Consider the following 19,076-nt stretch of genomic DNA (forward strand, 5'->3'; position numbering starts at 1 on the left):
TGCTCAATAATTCGACTCTGACCCTAATTGATCTTTTGGGGGCGCAAAAAAATACTACAAAAAAGTTCTAGACGACCGGTCTAATCTGATTTATGGTGCAGTCATGGCCAAGACAACGACACATGACTCTTCCGACGTTCGCGACAATATTGTCGCGGTGGGTCAGCGCATCATGGCCGGCAAGGGCTTCTCGGCGGTGGGTCTGAACGAAATCCTGGCCACGGCGGGTGTTCCGAAGGGGTCGTTCTATCATTACTTCGGGTCGAAGGACGCCTTCGGCGAGGCGCTGCTGGCAAAGTATTTCGAGGATTACCTGGCCGACATGGACCGCATGTTCGAGCAAGCGGACAAGACCATGGCCGAATGCCTGGTCGATTACTTCGAATCCTGGCGCGCCAACCAATCGTTCTACAATTGCCAGGGCAAGTGCCTTGCAGTCAAGCTGGGAGCGGAGGTCGCGGATCTGTCGGAGCCGATGCGATTGACCCTGAAGCAGGGTACGGCCGGCATCGTGGCTCGCCTGGCGCATGCGATCGAAACCGGCGCAGCCGATGGCTCGCTCACGGCGCAGGGGGACTCCGCGCAATTGGCTGAAAGCCTGTATCAACTCTGGCTCGGCGCCAGCATCATGGTCAAGATTGTCCGCGATGCATCGCCGTTCGATGCAGCGATGGAAACAACGCAAGGCCTGCTGCACCTGGCCCGCTGACTGCGGGTCGAACCGGGCGCTTCCAGCGAAGCGTCTTTTTTTGAAGATGACTCTAGACGACTGGTCTACTATTAAAGGAGCAACACGATGAATATCCTGATCGTTCTCACTTCGCACGACACTCTCGGCGCCACCGGTCGCAAGACCGGCTTCTGGCTGGAAGAACTGGCTGCTCCTTACTACGCGCTGAAGGAAGCCGGCGCCCGCTTGGTGCTGGCGTCGCCCGCCGGCGGCCAGCCGCCGCTCGACCCGAAAAGCAGCGAACCCGCCTTCCAGACCGCGCAGACCCGCCGCTTCGAAGCCGACCCCGCCGCGCTCGCCCAGCTCGCCAATACCGTGCGCCTGGACAGCGTGTCCCACGAGGACTTCGACGCGGTGTTCTACCCCGGCGGCCACGGCCCGCTGTGGGACCTGGCCGAAGATGCGCATTCGATCGCGCTGATCGAATCCTTCGTCGCGGCCGCCAAGCCGGTGGCGCTGGTGTGCCATGCGCCGGGCGTGCTGCGCCATGTGAAGAATGCGGACGGCATGCCGCTGGTCCAGGGCCGGAAGGTCACCGGATTCGCCAACTCCGAGGAAGCCGCAGTCGAATTGACCGACATCGTGCCTTTCCTGGTGGAAGACGAACTCAAGGCGAAAGGCGCCATGTATTCGCGTGGCGACGACTGGGCTCCGTATGTGGTGGTCGACGGTCTCTTGATCACAGGCCAGAATCCCGCTTCATCGGAAGCGGCCGCAAACGCCTTGCTGGCACAGTTATAGTTTCCCACCATCTAAATGAGGGTCAGAGTCGAATTAATTTCCAATTGATTTACTGAAGTTGTCAAACAATTCGACTCTGACCCTAATTATTGGGGTGGCAGGTGGCTAGCGGCGGCCGAACATCATCAGGTCGGCGAGGAGCATGCGGGCGGGCTTGGCCAGGTCGAGGGCGGCCAGGCCCAGGCCCAGCAGCGGTTGCAGCGGCTTGCTGCCGGTGAAGACGCGGGCCATGGTGTCGGTCAGGCCGATCGTCAGCTTGCGGTCTTGCGCGCGTTCTTCCAGAAAGCGGCCGATCGCGGCCGACGTGGCGCCACGCGCCAGTTGGCGCGCCAACACCGCTGCGTCGCGCAGGCCCAGGTTCAGGCCCTGGCCGGCGACCGGGTGCAGCGTCTGAGCCGCATTGCCGATGGCGACCGTGCGCGCGGTGGCGCGCGCTTCGGCGTTCAGGCCGAGGGGGAAGGCGACGCGGGGGGAGACTTTCGTGAAGGTTCCGAGGCGGGCGCCGAAGGCCTCGCCGAGTTGTTGCAGGAATCGGGTGTCGTCCAGGTCGAGGATCGTGCCGGCGCGCTCGGGGCGCACGCACCACACCAGCGCATACTGGTGGCCATCGGGACCGTCTTCCGGCAGCAAAGCCAGCGGGCCTTCGTCGGTGAAGCGCTCGAACGCGCGGTGCGCGATCGGCGCGTCGCTCGTCACGCGCGCGATCACGGCGGTCTGTTCGTAGTCGCGGCTCCTGGCGCGACCGTCTTGCTGGCCGAAGATGCCGCCTTCGGCTTGCACCGCCACCTGCGCGCGCACCGTGCGGCCGTCGTCCAGCGCCAGCAAAGCACCATCAGGGGTTTCGTCCAGCGACTGCACGCGCGCCGGCCGCAGCGTGATCACGCCGGCCGCCTCGCAGCGCCGCGCCAGGGCGTCGACCACGGCGCCGTAGCGCGTGACGTAGCCCAGCGCGTCGACGTCGTGATCGCGGCGGTCCATCAGGCTGCGGCCCAGCTGGCCGCGGCGCGAGACGTGGATCTGGTGGATCGCGGTGGCCGGCAGCGGCCAGGCGCCGACTTCATCCAGCAACTGCACGCTGCCCCAGGACAGCGCGATCGAACGCGGGTCCGAGATTGCCTGGCCCAGCGACTTGCCGTCGATCAGGGCGATGCGCGCACCCGGCACCCCGCGCCGCGCCAGGAAGGCGGCCAGCGCCAGGCCCACTGGGCCGGCGCCGCAGATCGCCACATCGAAGTCCAGCTCTTGTTCCGTCATCGTATTTCCCGCATCAGTGCTTCCGCATCACAGCTTCAATATCAGTCACGCTCTTTGGCGCGCCGGTGGTCAGGATGCGGCAGCCGGCGTCGGTCACGACCACGTCGTCCTCGATCCGGATGCCGATGTTCCAGAATCGTTCCGGCACGCCCTCGCCAGGCCGCACATAGATGCCCGGCTCCACCGTCAGCGCCATCCCCGGCAGCAGGGGCCGAGACGGTTTGTCGGGGGAGGCGACGTCGCGGTAGGCGCCGACGTCGTGCACGTCCATGCCCAGCCAGTGGCCGGTGCCGTGCATGTAGAACTGCGCATAGGCGCGCGACGCGATCGCCTCGTCGAGCGGGCCCACCTTGTTCCGGTCCAGCAGGCCCAGGTCGAGCATGCCCTCGGTGAGCACCCGCACCGCCGCATCGTGGATCGCGCTATACGGCCGGCCCGGCAAGATGGCCTCAAGCGCCGCGGCCTGCGCCCGCAGCACCAGTTCGTACAAGGTGCGCTGGGCATCGCTGAAGCGGCCATTGGCCGGATAAGTGCGCGTGATGTCGCTGGCGTAGCCGTCCAACTCGCAGCCGGCGTCGATCAGCACCAGGTCGCCGTCCTCGATGCGGCGGTTGTTGGCGTTGTAGTGCAACACGCATGCCTGCGGGCCGGAAGCGACGATCGAGGGATAGGCCGGGAACTGCGCCCCGTTGCGGCGGAATTCGTGCAGCAGCTCGGCCTCGATCTCGTATTCGAACATGCCGGGCCGGGTGGCGCGCATCGCGCGCGCATGGGCCTGGGCCGAGATCGCGCCGGCGCGCGCCATCAGGGCAATCTCGTGCTCGTCCTTCACGAGCCGCATCTCGTCCAGCATGGCCAGCAGGTGGTGCGTCGTCTGCGGCGCGGTGACGCCGGTGCGGCCGCGTGCGCGCACCGCCTTGAGCCAGCCGGCCACCCGGGCGTCGAGCGCCGCGCCGGAGCCGAGCGCGTAATACAGCGCCGGCGCATCGGCCAGGACGTCGGCCATGCGCGCATCGAGTTCGTCGATCGGATACGCCTCGTCGAAGCCGAACGCAGCGCGCGCCGCCTCGGGGCCGAAGCGAAAACCTTCCCAGATCTCGCGCTCGACATTCTTTTCGCGGCAGAACAGAATGGAACGCCCTGCATGCTCTCCCTGCGCCGCCACCAGCGCCACGAAGCTCTCGGGCTCGGCGAACCCGCTCAGGTAATAGAAATGGCTGTCGTGGCGATAGGGATAGTCGCTGTCGCCGTTGCGCGGCACCTCGGGCGCGGTGCCCAGCACGGCGACCGCGCCCGGCTGCATCCGTCCCAGCAGTTGCGCGCGCCGGGCCGCATACGGCGTCATGAAGCCGTCTTGGCCGCCCGCAGCGGCGCGTTCAGTTCTTCCAGCTGGCCCACGGTGCCGACGTTGACCCACTGGCCCTGGTAGATCTCGCCGCCGACGCGGCCCTGCTCGATGAACTTGCGCATCAGGGGCCCGAACTTGAGGAATTCGCCGGCCTGGATCCCATCGAACATCTCGGCGCGGTACACGCCGATGCCGGCGAAGTTCCATTTGGTGGCGCCGTCGTTCTTGAGCGTGTACATGTCGAGCGCGAAGTCGCCCTCCGGGTTGTGCCAAGGGTTCGGCGTCAGCCACAGCCAGGCGATGTCGCGCTTGTCGACCGGGTAGGGAACGCCGACCGCATCGATATCCTTGAGCGCGTCGAGCGCCAGCGAGAAATCGAAGTAGGGCGCATAGATGTCGCCCGACACGGCCAGGAACGGTTCGTCGCCCAGCAGGTGCAGCGCATTGGCAATGCCGCCCGCTGTCTCGAGCGGCGTCGGCTCGTGCGAATACACGATGCGCGCGCCGTAGCGGCTGCCGTCGCCCAGCTCTTCCTCGATCATGTGGCCGAGGTGGGAGTGGTTGATCACGATGTCATGGATCCCGGCGCGCACCAGGTTCAGCACGTGCCAGGTGATCAGGGGCCGCCCGCGCACTTTCAGCAAAGGCTTGGGGCAGCTGTCGGTCAGGGGCCGCATGCGCTCGCCGCGGCCGGCGGCGAAAATCATCGCTTTCATGGGCGCCTCAGAAGGTGTAGCCGACTTGCGGCGCCTTGTCTTCGAGCGCGTCGAGCAGGCGCAGCAGCGGCTTGAGTTCGGTGTAGCGGTTCGCGGTCTTGCGCACGTAATCGAGCACCGTGGGCAGGTCGCCCATGTAGTGCGATTTGTTGTCGCGGTAGTTCAGGCGGCAGAAGATGCCGAGGATCTTCAGGTGGCGCTGCATGGCCATGAACTCGAAGTCGCGGTAGAAGGCGTCGATGTCCGGGTTGACCGGCAGGCCGGCCCCCTTGGCGCTCTGCCAGTAGCGCACCACCCAGTCCAGCACGATCTCTTCGTCCCACTGGATGTAGGCGTCGCGCAGCAGCGACGCCAGGTCGTAGGTCACCGGGCCGTACACGGCATCCTGGAAATCGAGCACGCCGGGGTTGCCGTGGTCGAGGAACATCAGGTTGCGCGAATGGAAATCGCGGTGCATGAACACCTGCTGCTGCGCCAGCACGTTCGAGGCGATCGCCTCGAATACCTTGTCGAGTTGCGCCTGCTGCTTGTCGTCGAGCGTGACGCCCAGGTGGCGGTTCAGGTACCACTCAGGGAAGATGTTCAGCTCGCGCAGGATGAAGGCGCGGTCGAACTCGGGCAGCACGCCGGGCTGGCTGGCCATCTGGAACTTGAGCAGGGCGTCGACCGCGTCCGAATACATGAAGGCGGCATTGTCGCTATCCAGGCGCGCCAGGTAGGTGGTGGTGCCCAGGTCGCCCAGCAGCAGGAAGCCCTGCTCGACGTTGCGCGCAGCGATCGCCGGCACGGTCACGCCGGCGTCGAACAGCAGGCCCTGCACGTGGATGAAGGCCGGCACGTTCTCGCGTTCCGGCGGCGCATCCATGGCGACCAGGGTCGCGCCCAGTTTATCCTGCATGGCGGGGACGACGTCGTAGCGGAAGTAGCGGCGAAAGCTCGCATCGACGGAGGCAGGGCGGCCGGTTCCGACTTCCACCAGGCCGGTCGAGGCCAGCCAGTCGTTCAGCTGCGCCAAACGCGCGTCGGCGCTGACAGAAGTGGAAGAGTTTTGATACAAAGATGACATGAAGCGGCCTGACGAATCCGGTTGGTTGAGCTAATTCCCATATAATAAGGGATTCATTCTAAAAAAACCGCCCTTTATGGTGCATGTCCGATTTTCCATGAGCTGCGATTTTCCATGAGCTGGTCGTCACGCCAACCTTTCCCTCCGCGGCAGGTCCTCGCGCTCTATGCACTGGTTTCCGCAACCGCGGTCCCGGCATTCGCCCAGAGTGTCCCCCCAGCGCCCCAAGCTGAAGACGAACTTCCCGTCGTTATCCAGGCCGAGGAGATCGGCGGCCGTCCCGACCGGCGGCTGGACCTCAACCGCAACGTCGAGATCACGCGCGGCCAGAGCGGCATCACTGCCGATACCGCCTGCTACCTGCGGGTCGAGGACGAAGTCACGGCCACCGGCAACGTCAACATGTGGCGCTTCGGCGACCGCTACAAGGGCGACGAGCTGCAGCTGAACCTCGAGACCGGCAAGGGCTACCTGCTCAATCCGACCTACTTCCTGGCCGACAGCAATGGCCAGGGGCAGGCCGACCGCATCGACTTCCTGGGCGAGCAGCAGGCACTGGTGCGCAACGGCACGTACAGCACCTGCGAAGGGCCTGACCCCGACTGGTACCTCAAGTCGAGCACCCTGCGCCTGGACAGCGGCCGCGACGTCGGCACCGCCGGCAAGACCATCATCTATTTCAAGGACGTGCCCATCATCGGCACCCCGGCGATGTCGTTCTCGCTGTCGGGCCAGCGCCGCTCCGGCTGGCTGCCGCCCACGGTGGGCTTCGGCTCCCAGGGCAAGGCCGAGGTGATGGTGCCGTACTACGTCAACATCGCCCCGAACCGCGACCTGACGCTGTATCCGCGCATGATGTTCGACCGCGGCTTCCAGATGGGCGCCACCGGCCGCTACCTGGGCAGCACCTACCAGGGCGAGACCCATGTCGAGGTCTTGCCGGACGACCGCGAGACCAATACGACGCGCTGGCGCGTCGACTCGCTGCACAGCCAGTCGATCAAGCCGAACTGGTCGTATGGCTGGAACCTGCACGGCGCCTCCGACGACGAATACCCGTCCGACTTCTCGCGCACCGTCTCCGCCAGCGCCGAGCGCCAGCTGCTGCGCGAAGTGCGCACCGACTATTATGGCCAGTTCTGGAGCCTGACCGCGCGCGCCCAGAACTACCAGGTGCTGCAGGACCCGGCCGCCGCGACCAATCCGAGCCTGTCGGTGCCGCGTCCCTATGACCGCCTGCCGCAGATTAATTTCCGCGCCGCCCGCTACGACGTGGCGGGCTTCGACTGGTCGATCGACGCCGAGGCGACCCGTTTCGATCACCCGACCCTGGTCACCGGCAACCGCGCCGTGGTCCAGGGGCAGGTCAGCTATCCGATCGTGCGTCCGGGCTGGTTCATCACGCCCAAGCTGATGTACAACGCGGCCAAGTACGACATCCAGGAGCATACCGACCGGGCCGGCCTGCCGACCAAGCTGTCGCGCACGATCCCCACCGTCTCGCTCGACAGCGGCATGGTGTTCGAGCGCAAGACCACGCTGTTCGGCGGCGCCGGCACCCAGACCCTGGAGCCGCGCCTGTTCTACGTCTACACGCCTTACGAGGACCAGGACGACATCCCGCTGTTCGACACCGGCCGCGCCGGCTTCAACTACGCCCAGCTGTTCTCCGAGAACCGCTACGTGGGCCTGGACCGCGTGTCCGACGCCAACCAGGTCACGGCCGCCCTGGTGTCGCGCTTCATCCAGGAAGACGGCGCCGAGCGCCTGCGCCTGGCCTTCGGCCAGCGCCTGTACCTCGAACAGCCGCGCGTGGGCCTCGTCCGTAACGAAGCGGAGCACAAGAGCCGCTCCGACGTGCTGCTGGCCGCCGCCGGCACCATTTCCGAGTCCTGGACCTTCGATAGCGGCGTACAATACGATGCGAACGAAAGCAGTTTGTACAGCTCGAATGTGGGTGTACAGTGGCGTCCGGGGCAGATGAAGGTGTTGAACGCCGAATACCGTTATCAGCGTGACAGCTTCCGCAATATCGACTTGTCGGCGCAGTGGCCGATCGGCCGCCGCTGGTATGGCGTGGGCCGGGTCAGCTACGCGCTGCGGTCGTATGGCGTGGGGCAGCCGAACAACAATCCAGCGACCGGCGGCAAGCTGATCGAGAGCCTGATCGGCCTCGAATACAAGGCCGATTGCTGGGTGTTCCGGATGGGCGCGCAACGTTTCGTGACGGCGGCGCAAGAAACGTCGACGCCGATCTTCTTCCAGCTCGAGCTCAATGGCTTGTCGCGCCTGGGCCTGGGTAACCCGCTCGATTCGTTCAACAAGAGCATCCCGGGCTATACGCGACTGAATACCGGAATCGGACGTCCATAAGCAAGCGTTCAGACTAGCAGTCCATACTAGCCGTCCATGATTCGTCGTCCATGATGTGAATTATCCTGAAATGAGTGCTTTCCAGATGATGCGTACTACCCGTTTGCAGTCCCTCCAGATGGCGGCAGCACTGCTGTGCGCGCTAACCGCCGGCCAGGCGCTGGCCCAGGCCGACACCGCGGCCGCCACCGGCGGCGGCTTCCTGCCGCCGGCCTCGGCCAATGCCAAGGTGGTCGATTCGATCCAGGTCGTCGTCAATGACGAAGTGATCACCCGCAACGAAGTGACCGGCCGCGTGGCCCAGGTCACCCAGAACATGAAGGCGCGTAACGCCCAGATGCCCGACCCGGCCACCATGGAGCGCCAGGTGCTCGAGGCGATGATCGTCGAACGCGCCCAGCTGCAGCTGGCGAAAGAAATGGGCGTCAAGGTCGACGACCGCACCCTGGACGCCACCATCGGCCGCATCGCCGAAAATCAGAAGATGTCGGTGCAGGACATGCGCAACCAGATGGAAAAAGAGGGCATGCCGTTCGCCCAGTTCCGCGAAGACATCCGCAACGAGATCATGATGCAGCGCCTGCGCGAGCACGAGGTCGACAGCAAGATCCAGGTTTCGGAAGCCGAGATCGACACCTATATGGCCGCCGCCAAGGCTGCCGAGGCCGACCGCATCGAGGTCGACATCTCCCAGATCCTGGTGCGCGTGCCAGAGAACGCCTCGCCCGAGCAGATCGCCGCGCGCGCCGCGCGCGCCGAGGAAGTGATGCGCCAGCTGCGCACCGGCGCCGACTTCGCGCGCATGGCCTCCACTTATTCCGACGCGCCCGACGCGCTCAAGGGCGGCGAGATCGGCTGGCGCGACGCCGACCGCCTGCCGCCGATGTTCTCGACCGAGCTGCGCAAGCTCGAGGCGGGCCAGGTCACGCCGATCCTCAAGACCAACGTCGGTTTCCACATCCTCAAGCTGTCGGGCAAGCGCTCGCTGGCCGGCGAGACCGACAAGACCGTTGTCGAACAGACGCACGCGCGCCACATCCTGATCAAGGTCACCCCGACCATGACCGAAGGCGAGGTCAAGCGCAAGCTGCTCGAGCTGAAAGAGAAAATGGACAACAACGCCGGCGCCTTCGAAGACCTGGCGCGCCTGCACTCGCAGGACGGTTCGGCGTCCAAGGGCGGCGACCTGGGCTGGCTGTACCCTGGCGACACCGTGCCGGAATTCGAGACCGCGATGAATGCGCTCAAGCCCGGCGAGGTGTCGGACGTCATCCAGTCGCCGTTCGGCTTCCACCTGATCCAGGTCATCGGGCGCAAGAGCGAAGACGTGACCCAGCAGAAGGAACGCAATGTGGCGCGCCAGGTCCTGCGCGACCGCAAGATGCAGGAAGCGATGGAAGACTGGATGCGCCAGGTGCGCGACCGCGCCTACGTCGAGTTCCGCGAGGAGCAGTAACACCATGGCTGCGCCACAGGCGCCTGGGCGCCCGTTGGCGCCGCAGTCGGCAACATTGAGGCCCGCATCTCGGCCGACCTTGGCCATTACAGTCGGCGAGCCGGCCGGCATCGGTCCCGAGATCGCGATCCGCGCCGCCTGGGCCCTGCGCGAGCAGGCCAATTGCGTGCTGGTCGGCGACGCCGCCTTCCTGGCGCTCACCGCCAGCCTGATCGATCCCGAAATCCGCCTGTCGGCGCTGTCGACCCAGGCCTTGCGCAATGGTGGCCTGCCGCACTTCGGCGCCGGGCGCCTGGCGGTGGTCGACGTGCCGCTGGCCGCGCACGTGGTACCGGGCCAGCTCGATTCCGAGAACGGTCTTGCCGTGCTGGCCACGCTGGACCTGGCGATCGAAGGTTGCGGCTGCGGCTGGTTCGATGGCATCGTCACCGCGCCGTTGCAAAAAAGCACGATCAACGACGCCGGCATCGCTTTCTCCGGCCATACCGAATACCTGGCCGAAAAGACCGGCACGCCGAAGGTGGTCATGATGCTGGCCGGCGCGCCGGGACATGACCAGCCCTACCTGCGCGTCGCCCTGGCCACGACGCACATGCCATTGAAGGACGTGCCGGGCGCGCTCACGCGCGACAACCTGACCCAGGTGCTGGACATCCTGCACGCCGACCTGCGCGACAAATTCGGCATCGCGGCGCCCGTGATCCTGGTCACCGGCCTGAACCCGCACGCCGGCGAGAACGGCTATCTCGGCCGCGAAGAGATCGACGTCATCACGCCGGTGCTCATTGATGCGAGAAGCCGCGGCATCGACGCGCGCGGCCCGTATCCGGCCGACACGCTGTTCCAGCCCAAATACCTGAAGGATGCGGACTGCGTGCTGGCGATGTACCACGACCAGGGCTTGCCGGTGCTGAAGCACGCGACCTTCGGGCGCGGCATCAACGTCACCCTGGGCCTGCCCCTGATCCGCACCTCGGTCGACCACGGCACCGCCCTCGACCTGGCGGCCCGGGGCCTGGGCCTGGCCGACTGCGGCAGCATGGAAGAGGCGATCCGCGCCGCCATGCACATGGTGGCCGCGCGCCGCGCAGCCGCCACTCTCGAATAATCAAGAAAGCAAGAATGAAACACGTCGCACGCAAGCGCTTCGGCCAGAACTTCCTGACCGATGACCATGTCCTGAACAATATCATCGACGCCATCGGACCTCGGCGCGGCGAAACGATGGTCGAGATCGGCCCGGGCCTGGCGGCGATGACGGCGCTGCTGCTCAAGTCGCTCGACCATATGCACGTCGTCGAGCTCGACCGCGACCTGGTGGCGCGCCTGGAAAAAGCCTATCCGCGCGAACGTCTCACCGTGCATTCGGGCGATGCGCTCAAATTCGATTTCGGTTCGATTCCCGTGCCGGACGGACAAAAACTGCGCGTGGTCGGCAACCTGCCATACAACATCTCGAGCCCGCTGCTGTTCCACCTGGCCGAGTTCGCCCACCTGGTCGAAGACCAGCACTTCATGCTGCAGAAAGAAGTAGTCGAGCGCATGGTGGCCGAGCCGGGCACCAAGGCCTACAGCCGCCTGTCGGTGATGTTGCAATGGCGCTACGACATGGCCATGCTGTTCATCGTGCCGCCGACCGCCTTCGATCCGCCGCCGCAGGTCGACTCGGCCATCGTGCGCATGGTGCCGACCCGGCGCCAGCTGCCGTGCGACGGCAAGCGCCTGGAGGCGGTGGTGGCCAAGGCCTTCTCGCAGCGGCGCAAGGTGATCCGTAACTGCGTGGCCGGCATGTTCACCGAGGCGCAGCTGGTCGAGGCCGGCATCGATCCGGGCGTGCGTCCGGAAGCGGTCAGCCTGGAACAATACGTGGCGCTGGCCAACCTCCCTGCATCCTGACGTAGGATGTACGGCTTCGTCGTACACGCGTTCAACCCGGTCAGACCAAAAAGCGCCGCCCGTCGGCGCTTTTTTACGTCCGAATGCATCCTGCTGCGCCGCAGCATACGGGTTATCACGTATTTCCGGGGGCTCGGTCGCCGATTTGCGCAGTCTGTCGCATGCCGCTGGAGGGCGTCGGACCAATTTCTTATAGTGCTCACATGGACAGCCGATCCGGCGTCTCAATCGACCAACAGGAGCACATCATGAACGTCCTCAAGCACATGGAAGCCATCTTCATCGCCGCCGCCATCCTCGCCGGCTTCAGCAGCTACGCGGTCGCCGCCAATGCGCGCTCGGTGGAGGCTTACCAGTCGCAGGTGTCGGTCGGCATGGAAAAGATTGCCGTGGTGAAGGTGAGCGCCGCCCGCTGAGCGCTGCCAGCAGATTGCCCCGATGATGCGGACAAAAAAAAGCCCGCTCAAGGAGCGGGCTGAAATCCAATTCTTTTCTGAGGAGAGTTGGAGGAGACAGGAGTTATTATGCTGCGCGACAGCATATAAATCCAATTTTCCTTTCAAATACTCGACATAAGAATTGTGTATATCTGATCAGCCAGGTGCTGCCACGCAGGTGACATTGATATTGGTGACGTTTGCGGCGCCCATGGTGCCGGTGGCGTTTGCAATCGTACACACCTGGCCGGTTGGCTGGGTCAGAACGGTCACGCCGTAGGTGGTACCGAAGAGTACCGGTCCAGCAAAGGTGTACGTTATCGGCGTCGTGACACCCGCCGCCGGCTTGGTGACCGTGATGGTGCCGCCGGTACTGCCGTTGGCCAGCACCAGGCCGTCCGCGGTCAGGCCGCTGATCGTACCGCCGATCGAATAGGGATCGACCGCGCACTGGTAGGTAATGGCGATCTCCGCGAGGCGGCCCGCGGTATCGTTGAAGTTCGGGATGGCGTTCTGCGGAGTGAAGCAGCTCTGGTTGTTCGGCTCGCTCTTGAACACGACGTTGTATACATCGCCGTACTCGAGCTTGTTCGGGAATTCGAAGGTAACCGGGGCGCCGGGCGTGGCCGGCGGTGCGACGGCGATTTCCATGCCATTGGTGGTCAGGACGGCGCCCGGGTAGACGATGCCGGTAATGGTGCCTTTGACAACGAACTCGGCTTTGTCGCTGCCGCCACAGCCGGCCAGGCCCGCGGCCAGCGCCAGCGTGAGCGCCGGACGGATCAGGGAAGACTTCATGCGTAACGCTCCAGGGAAAATTAAGGGGTGCAGGTGACGCTTACGTTGCTGATATCGCTATCGCGCGCGGTGCCGCTGCCATTGCTGACGGTGCAGGTCTGGTCGGCAGGCTGCCGCAGAATCGACACGCCATAAGGCGAGTCTTCAGCCACGTTGGCCATCTTGAACGATGTGGCGCCCGCCTGGAGCGTCACATTGTCCGAGCCATTGACCAAAACCAATTCGCCCTTCAGGTTGCCAATGGTGCCCGACAGCCCACGGTAATTGGGTATACAGGTGACGTAGACGGTATAGACGTGGTAACCCGCACGGCCGCTGGCGTTTTCGATCGTGCAATCGCTGACGTTCGACGGCTTGGACTTGAACTCGACGTTATAGCGGTCATCGGTCGATATCAGGTTGTCGAATGCCCAACCACCCGCGCCCGAACCATCGGCCGGCGGCGTGATCGCCTTTTCCTGGCCGCCATTGGTCAACACCAGGCCGGTCTTGGTCACGCCGGTGAAACTGCCGCCCAGCTGCAGCTGGCCATCGCTGCCGCCGCAGGCAGACAGTGCGGCCGCGCAGGCCAGCGCCGCGCCGGCACGCAGGTAGGAACTCTTCATAACATCTCCAAAAAATCTAGCGGGAAAGCGCAGCTGCGCGGTAAGAATGGAAAAATCGCTCAACATTTTAGTCCATTTGGCAAGCAGCTGGTCCATTTCGGGCGCATTTGGTTTTGTATCTTGGTGTAACCATAATTCAACAAAAGCAACATTTCGGGGCGCGGACGGCGCGCGCATTGCATTCGGCGTAGCGCCTCGCTATGCTTGGGGCGCACCATTTTCCCCCTTGACCTGGAAGCCGATGACCCGCCAACCCTGGCCAAAAGCCGTCCTGTTCGACCTCGACGATACCCTGTGGCCGATCGCGCCCGTGATCCTGGAAGCCGAAAAACTGTTGTATGCCTGGCTGGCCGAGCATGCGCCGCTGGTGGCCGAACGCTTCACGATCGACAGCCTGCGCGCGGCGCGCCTGGAATTGCTGGCCGCGCGCCCCGAATTCGGGATCGACCTGGGCGCGCTGCGCCATGCCGGCCTGGTCGCCGCCTTCGAGCAGGTGGGCGAGGATCCCGGCAAGGTCGAACTGGCGATGACCGTGTTCTTTGCCGCTCGCAATGCCGTGAGGCCCTACGAGGATGTCGTGCCGGGACTCGAGCGCCTGAATCGATATGCGCTGGTCGGCTCGGTCACCAACGGCGTGGCAGACCTGCAGACCATCGGCCTGGCCCATCACTTCCAGGCCTCGGTGGCGGCGCGCGAGTTCGGCCGCGCCAAGCCCGACCCCGGCATCTTCCTTGCCGGCTGCGCCGCGCTCGGCGTGGAGCCTGGCGAGACCCTGTACGTGGGCGACGACTTGCTGCTGGACGTGCAGGGCGCCCAGCGCGCCGGCCTGCGCGCGGCCTGGATGAACCGGACCGGCAAGGTCAACGAACTCGCCTACGAAGTCCGGCCCGACGTCGAAGTGGCCAGCCTCGACGCGCTGCTCGATTGGCTCGACGCCACCCATACGCACAAATACAACGGTTGAACATGCGCAACAGCAAGCCTTGTGCTGCCGTGCCATGCCCCAACCTGCCTATAATGCACAAACTAAATACGAGCGCCAAAGAACGTTTCCCGGAATCATGCAACTCGACCAACGTGCCCAAACCCTGCTCAAAGCCCTCGTCGAACGGTATATCGCCGACGGCCAACCGGTAGGCTCGCGCGCGCTGTCCAAGCTGTCGGGCCTGGAATTGTCGCCAGCCACCATCCGCAACGTCATGGCCGACCTCGAGGAGATGGGCTTCGTCGCCAGTCCGCACACCTCGGCCGGCCGCATCCCGACCCCGCGCGGCTACCGCGTGTTCGTCGACACCCTGCTGACGGTGGGGCCGATCGACGACAAGGCGGTCGATGCCGAGCGCATGCGCCTCCCGCAGCCCTTGTCCAACCCGCAACCGCAGAAACTGATCGCCAACGCGGCGCAGATGCTGTCCTCGCTATCGCAATTCGCCGGCGTGGTGCAGAGCCCGCGCCGCGAGTCGGTATTCCAGCAGATCGAATTCCTGCGCCTGGGCGAAAAGCGGATCCTGCTCGTGATCGTCGATCCGCGCGGCGACGTCCAGAACCGGCTGCTGCTGCTCGATAAGGATTATTCTCCGGCGCAACTGACACAGTCGGCCAATTACCTGAACCAGAACTTTGCCGGCCTGTCCTTCGACGCGGTGCGCAAGCGCCTGAGCGGCGAGCTGCAGCAATTGCGCGACGATATGGGGCGCCTGATGCAGGCAGCGGTCGAGGCCGGCAGCGAGGCGATGGCCGAGGGCGACGACATGGTCATCGCCGGCGAGCGCAATCTACTGTCGGTGTCCGACCTGTCGTCCAACATGAGCTCGCTGCGCCAGATGTTCGAGATGTTCGAGCAAAAGACTGGCTTGATGCAACTGCTCGACGTGTCGAGCAAGGCTGGCGGCGTGCAGATCTTCATCGGCGGCGAATCGAAGCTGGTGCCGATGGACGAGATGAGCGTGGTGACGGCGCCGTATGCGGTCGACGGCCGCATCGTCGGCACGCTGGGCGTGATCGGCCCGACGCGGATGGCCTATGAAAGGGTGATCCCGATCGTCGACATCACGGCCAAGCTGCTGTCGAACGCCCTCAGTCACTCCTGAATCGCGAAAACTTAAGCCAGTGCAAGGCTGGCAACATCCCTGCCACAATTTGACAAAGTTTTGGAAATGCAAATGAGTATGATTCTCAATTGCATTGAGCCGGAGCGCTCCGGCTTGCCCATAAAACAGTCAAATAACAGGAACAAGAGGGATGAAACTGACCGCAAACCGCATGACGCCGCTGGCAGCGGCAATTGGACTGGCGCTCGTCGGATTGCCGGCGATGGCCCAGCAGTCCACCGGCAACGCGCCGATGCAGCAGGTGCACATCGTCGGCACCGCCGAGCAGGAATTGAAGCAGGCGATCGGCGTCTCGGTCATCACCTCGGAAGACATCGAAGCGCGTCCGCCGGCGAACGACCTGGCCGAGCTGATCCGCACCATGCCGGGCGTCAACCTGACCGGCAACAGCGCCAGCGGCCAATACGGCAACAACCGCCAGATCGACCTGCGCGGCATGGGGCCGGAAAACACCCTGATCCTGGTCGACGGCAAGCCGGTCAGCTCGCGCAATTCGGTGCGCATGGGCCGCAGCGGCGAGCGCAACACGCGCGGCGACACCAACTGGGTGCCGGCCGAAGCGGTCGAGCGCATCGAGGTGCTGCGCGGCCCGGCGGCGGCGCGCTACGGTTCCGGCGCCGCCGGCGGCGTGATCAACATCATCACCAAGGCGCCAGGCGACTACCTGACCGGCTCGGTCACCGCCTATGCGCTGGCGCCGGAGCACGGCGAGGAGGGCGACAGCAAGCGGCTCGGCTTCAACCTGTCCGGCCCGCTGGCCGGCAAGCTCTCGTTCCGCGTGTTCGGCAACGTCAACAAGACCGGCGCCGACGAGCTGGCGCTGAACGCCACGCCGGAGAACACCGCCAACGGCGCGATTCCGCCGGCTGGCCGCGAGGGCGTGCGCAACCGCGACATCGGCGGCCTGCTGCGCTGGGACTTCATGCCCGACCAGGTGCTCGAGTTCGAGTCCAACTTCAGCCGCCAGGGCAATATCTACGCCGGCGACCGGGCCGTGAATGCGGCCGGCTTCCCGATCCTGGGCGAGCTGGCCAACGCGGCCGCCGAGACCAACGTCATGCTGCGCCGCACCGCCGCGCTGACCCACCGCGGCAAGTGGGGCGCGACCACCTCGCGCCTGTGGCTGACCTATGAAGGCACCGACAATACGCGCATGAACGAAGGCCTGGCGGGCGGACCGGAAGGCAGCATCAGCGATCCGACGAAGAAATCGACGTCCGAGCTGGAAACCTATGGCGCCAACGGCGAAATCAGCACGCCGCTGAATCTCGGCGGAGTAGCCCAGATGCTCACCGCCGGCTTCGAGGCGCGCAAGGAAAAACTCGACGATCCGTATTCGATGACGCAGGCCGCCACCGCGATCCCCGGCATGCCGGCTGGCGAGCGCGATGGCCGTTCGAGCGCCGAAACCTATGCCGTCTACGTCGAAGACAATATCGGCGTGAATACCGCATTCACCCTGACCCCCGGTCTGCGCTTCGACAAGCACAGCCAGTTCGGCACCAACTGGAGCCCGAGCCTGAACGCCTCCTATGCCTTGAGTCCGACCCTGACGCTGCGCGGCGGCGTGGCGCGCGCGTTCAAGGCGCCGAACCTGTACCAGTCGAATCCGAACTACCTGTACTACACGCGCGGCAACGGCTGCCCGGTCAACAACCCGAACCTGGGCGGCGGCTGCTATGTGCGCGGCAACGACCAACTGGCGCCGGAGACCTCGGTCAACAAGGAAATCGGTATCGCCTGGAAGGACCGCGGGTACGAAGCCAGCCTGGCCTATTTCCACAACGACTACAAGAACAAGATCACCGGCGGCATGGATCGCCTGCTCGGCAATACCTCGGCCAATGGCCGCCTGTTCCAGTGGGAGAATTCGCCGGAGGCGGTGGTGCAGGGTGTCGAGGGCAACCTGACGATCCCGTTCGGTCCGCGCCTGAAGCTGACCAACAACCTGACCTATATGATCGAGAACGAGAACAAGACCAATGGCGAGCCACTGTCGGTCATTCCCGAGTACACGCTGAACTCGACCCTGGACTGGAAGGTCAATGCGAAGGTGACCACCCTGCTGACGGTATCCTATTACGGCAAGCAGGAACCGCGGCGCCTGACCGGCACCGGGGCCCAGGCCAGCGGCGAGGCGCTCAACACGCTGGCGCCATATGCCGTGGTGGGCGCCAACGTCGGCTATGCCTTCACGCCGAAACTGTACCTGCGCACCGGCATCAACAACCTGTTAGACGAACGCCTGTTCCGGCGCAGCACCAATGGCAGCACGGGCGCCGAGTCGTACAACGAGCCAGGCCGCTCGCTGTTCGTGAACCTGACCGCGTCGTTCTGACGGTGCTTAAATAGAGAAAGGGCGCATGGGATGACTCCCATGCGCCCTTTACTTTCTTTTACACCGGCTGTGCCGGCTGCAAGATTACTCCGGCTTGCCGATGCCCCGGCACTGCGGGCAGCTGCCATAGATCGCCAGCGCATGCTCGACGATCGTGAAGCCGTGTTGTTCGGCGATCATCTGCTGGCGCTTCTCGATCTCGTCGTCATAGAACTCTTCGACGCGGCCGCAGGTGACGCACACCAGGTGGTCGTGGTGGGAACCGGCGTTGAGCTCATAGATGGCCTTGCCGGTCTCGAAATGGTTGCGGTTGAGCAGGCCGGCCTGCTCGAACTGGGTCAATACGCGGTAGACGGTCGCGAGGCCCACGTCCATATTGTCAGCAAGAAGAATCTTGTAGACATCTTCCGCCGTCAGATGCCGCACGGAGCTGTTCTGGAAGATTTCCAGGATTTTCAGTCGTGGCAGCGTGGCCTTGAGGCCGCTCGCCTTCAGGTCAGTCGGGTTGTTACTCATGTTTGTCACTCGAATATTGGCGGAGTGCTTTATGATATAGCGTTTTGGAAGCTCCCGCTCGAACGTATTGAGGTTAACTATGCCTGTCAAACAAGCCGTATTCCATCGATTCTCCGCCAAAGCGGCGCTGGCGGCGGGTCTCGCCTGCACGTTGACGCTGTCCGGCTGCGCATCCTGGCGCAACCAGACGCGTCCGGCGCCGCCGGTGGCGACGGATGCGGCCGCCAGTGCGTCCGACGCGGAAAAGTCGGCCGCCATCGCCAATGCCGGCGCCCAGACCGTCCAGGCCACGCGCCTGCAGCGCTTCCTGTGGATCTTCTCGCCTTACCGTCCAGACATCCAACAGGGCAACTTCGTCTCGCAAGAGATGCTGAACCAGCTCAAGGCCGGCCAGACCCGCGACCAGGTGCGCTTCCTGCTCGGTTCGCCGCTGCTGATGGACGCCTTCCACGCCGACCGCTGGGATTACCCGTTCTACCTCGCGCGCGGCAATGGCGAGCTGACCACCAGCCGCGTGACCGTGTTCTTCAAGAATGACGTGGTCGAGCGTTTCGAGGGCGGCAACCTGCCGAGCGAGCGCGAGTACATCGACCGCATTGCCGGTCCGTCGAAGGGCAGCAAGGCCCATCCCGACCGCCGCCCGGTAGAGCCGGCCAAGGTCAATGCGCCTGCAACGCAGCAATAAGGAGGC

General features: G+C 64.6%; 18 protein-coding genes. 11 read left to right on the forward strand and 7 right to left on the reverse strand.

The window, feature by feature from the left end:
- Positions 1-103 precede the first annotated feature (103 nt).
- Both J3U95_RS16165 and J3U95_RS16170 read left to right on the forward strand, forming a co-directional pair.
- Positions 104-709, forward strand: a complete 606-nt coding sequence (locus tag J3U95_RS16165) for a TetR/AcrR family transcriptional regulator (protein WP_208279702.1) — start codon at positions 104-106, stop codon at positions 707-709.
- Positions 710-796: 87 nt separating this feature from the next.
- Entirely contained in the window at positions 797-1,471 is a 675-nt protein-coding gene (locus tag J3U95_RS16170; protein ID WP_208279703.1) for a type 1 glutamine amidotransferase domain-containing protein, read from the forward strand.
- A 105-nt stretch (positions 1,472-1,576) separates the two neighbouring features.
- Here the strand turns inward: J3U95_RS16170 and J3U95_RS16175 are convergent, their stop codons facing one another.
- The 4 genes from J3U95_RS16175 to J3U95_RS16190 are packed head-to-tail and all read right to left on the reverse strand — an operon-like array spanning position 1,577 to position 5,855.
- The gene (locus J3U95_RS16175; RefSeq protein ID WP_208279704.1) at positions 1,577-2,725 is read right to left on the reverse strand and encodes an FAD-dependent monooxygenase; all 1,149 of its coding nucleotides are present in this window, start codon (positions 2,723-2,725) and stop codon (positions 1,577-1,579) included.
- A gap of 13 nt (positions 2,726-2,738) precedes the next feature.
- Positions 2,739-4,070, reverse strand: coding sequence for a Xaa-Pro aminopeptidase (gene pepP / locus J3U95_RS16180; RefSeq protein ID WP_208279705.1), 1,332 nt, complete (start codon positions 4,068-4,070; stop codon positions 2,739-2,741).
- Positions 4,067-4,789 carry an N-acetylmuramate alpha-1-phosphate uridylyltransferase MurU gene (gene murU, locus J3U95_RS16185; protein WP_208279706.1) on the reverse strand — a complete coding sequence of 241 codons (723 nt, stop codon included), beginning with the start codon at positions 4,787-4,789 and terminating at the stop codon, positions 4,067-4,069. Before murU ends, pepP begins: the two co-directional genes overlap by 4 nt.
- A gap of 7 nt (positions 4,790-4,796) precedes the next feature.
- Positions 4,797-5,855, reverse strand: a complete 1,059-nt coding sequence (locus J3U95_RS16190) for an aminoglycoside phosphotransferase family protein (protein ID WP_208279707.1) — start codon at positions 5,853-5,855, stop codon at positions 4,797-4,799.
- Between the two features lie 114 nt (positions 5,856-5,969).
- Between J3U95_RS16190 and J3U95_RS16195 the strand changes: the two genes are divergently transcribed.
- The 5 genes from J3U95_RS16195 to J3U95_RS16215 all read left to right on the forward strand — a co-directional run bounded on the left by J3U95_RS16195 (position 5,970) and on the right by J3U95_RS16215 (position 11,996).
- Positions 5,970-8,228, forward strand: a complete 2,259-nt coding sequence (locus J3U95_RS16195; protein ID WP_208279708.1) for an LPS-assembly protein LptD — start codon at positions 5,970-5,972, stop codon at positions 8,226-8,228.
- 85 nt (positions 8,229-8,313) lie between these two features.
- Positions 8,314-9,684, forward strand: coding sequence for a peptidylprolyl isomerase (locus tag J3U95_RS16200; protein WP_208279709.1), 1,371 nt, complete (start codon positions 8,314-8,316; stop codon positions 9,682-9,684).
- A 4-nt stretch (positions 9,685-9,688) separates the two neighbouring features.
- Positions 9,689-10,792 carry a 4-hydroxythreonine-4-phosphate dehydrogenase PdxA gene (pdxA, locus tag J3U95_RS16205; protein WP_229519879.1) on the forward strand — a complete coding sequence of 368 codons (1,104 nt, stop codon included), beginning with the start codon at positions 9,689-9,691 and terminating at the stop codon, positions 10,790-10,792.
- A 14-nt stretch (positions 10,793-10,806) separates the two neighbouring features.
- Positions 10,807-11,580: a 16S rRNA (adenine(1518)-N(6)/adenine(1519)-N(6))-dimethyltransferase RsmA gene (gene rsmA / locus J3U95_RS16210; protein ID WP_208279710.1), complete on the forward strand. Its 774-nt coding sequence runs from the start codon at positions 10,807-10,809 to the stop codon at positions 11,578-11,580.
- A gap of 248 nt (positions 11,581-11,828) precedes the next feature.
- Complete coding sequence (locus tag J3U95_RS16215) at positions 11,829-11,996, forward strand: hypothetical protein (RefSeq protein WP_187271610.1); 168 nt, start codon at positions 11,829-11,831, stop codon at positions 11,994-11,996.
- A 177-nt stretch (positions 11,997-12,173) separates the two neighbouring features.
- On the opposite strand, the gene J3U95_RS16220 is transcribed toward J3U95_RS16215, so the two are convergent.
- On the reverse strand, positions 12,174-12,815 hold the full coding sequence (locus J3U95_RS16220) for a hypothetical protein (protein ID WP_208279784.1): 642 nt from the start codon (positions 12,813-12,815) through the stop codon (positions 12,174-12,176).
- Positions 12,816-12,835: 20 nt separating this feature from the next.
- Positions 12,836-13,516 carry a hypothetical protein gene (locus tag J3U95_RS16225; protein ID WP_208279711.1) on the reverse strand — a complete coding sequence of 227 codons (681 nt, stop codon included), beginning with the start codon at positions 13,514-13,516 and terminating at the stop codon, positions 12,836-12,838.
- A 145-nt stretch (positions 13,517-13,661) separates the two neighbouring features.
- Here J3U95_RS16225 and J3U95_RS16230 point away from each other — a divergent pair, with 145 nt between their 5' ends.
- From J3U95_RS16230 to J3U95_RS16240, 3 genes are all read left to right on the forward strand, one after another.
- Complete coding sequence (locus J3U95_RS16230; RefSeq protein WP_208279712.1) at positions 13,662-14,384, forward strand: HAD family hydrolase; 723 nt, start codon at positions 13,662-13,664, stop codon at positions 14,382-14,384.
- Positions 14,385-14,481: 97 nt separating this feature from the next.
- Positions 14,482-15,510, forward strand: a complete 1,029-nt coding sequence (gene hrcA, locus J3U95_RS16235; protein ID WP_208279713.1) for a heat-inducible transcriptional repressor HrcA — start codon at positions 14,482-14,484, stop codon at positions 15,508-15,510.
- Between the two features lie 151 nt (positions 15,511-15,661).
- The gene (locus J3U95_RS16240; RefSeq protein WP_208279714.1) at positions 15,662-17,869 is read left to right on the forward strand and encodes a TonB-dependent siderophore receptor; all 2,208 of its coding nucleotides are present in this window, start codon (positions 15,662-15,664) and stop codon (positions 17,867-17,869) included.
- Positions 17,870-17,953: 84 nt separating this feature from the next.
- On the opposite strand, the gene fur is transcribed toward J3U95_RS16240, so the two are convergent.
- On the reverse strand, positions 17,954-18,385 hold the full coding sequence (fur, locus tag J3U95_RS16245) for a ferric iron uptake transcriptional regulator (RefSeq protein WP_123071719.1): 432 nt from the start codon (positions 18,383-18,385) through the stop codon (positions 17,954-17,956).
- A 79-nt stretch (positions 18,386-18,464) separates the two neighbouring features.
- Here fur and J3U95_RS16250 point away from each other — a divergent pair, with 79 nt between their 5' ends.
- Positions 18,465-19,070: an outer membrane protein assembly factor BamE gene (locus J3U95_RS16250; protein ID WP_208279715.1), complete on the forward strand. Its 606-nt coding sequence runs from the start codon at positions 18,465-18,467 to the stop codon at positions 19,068-19,070.
- Positions 19,071-19,076 lie beyond the last annotated feature (6 nt).

It is taken from the genome of Massilia oculi, from assembly GCF_017582745.1.
Classification (GTDB): domain Bacteria; phylum Pseudomonadota; class Gammaproteobacteria; order Burkholderiales; family Burkholderiaceae_D; genus Telluria; species Telluria oculi_A.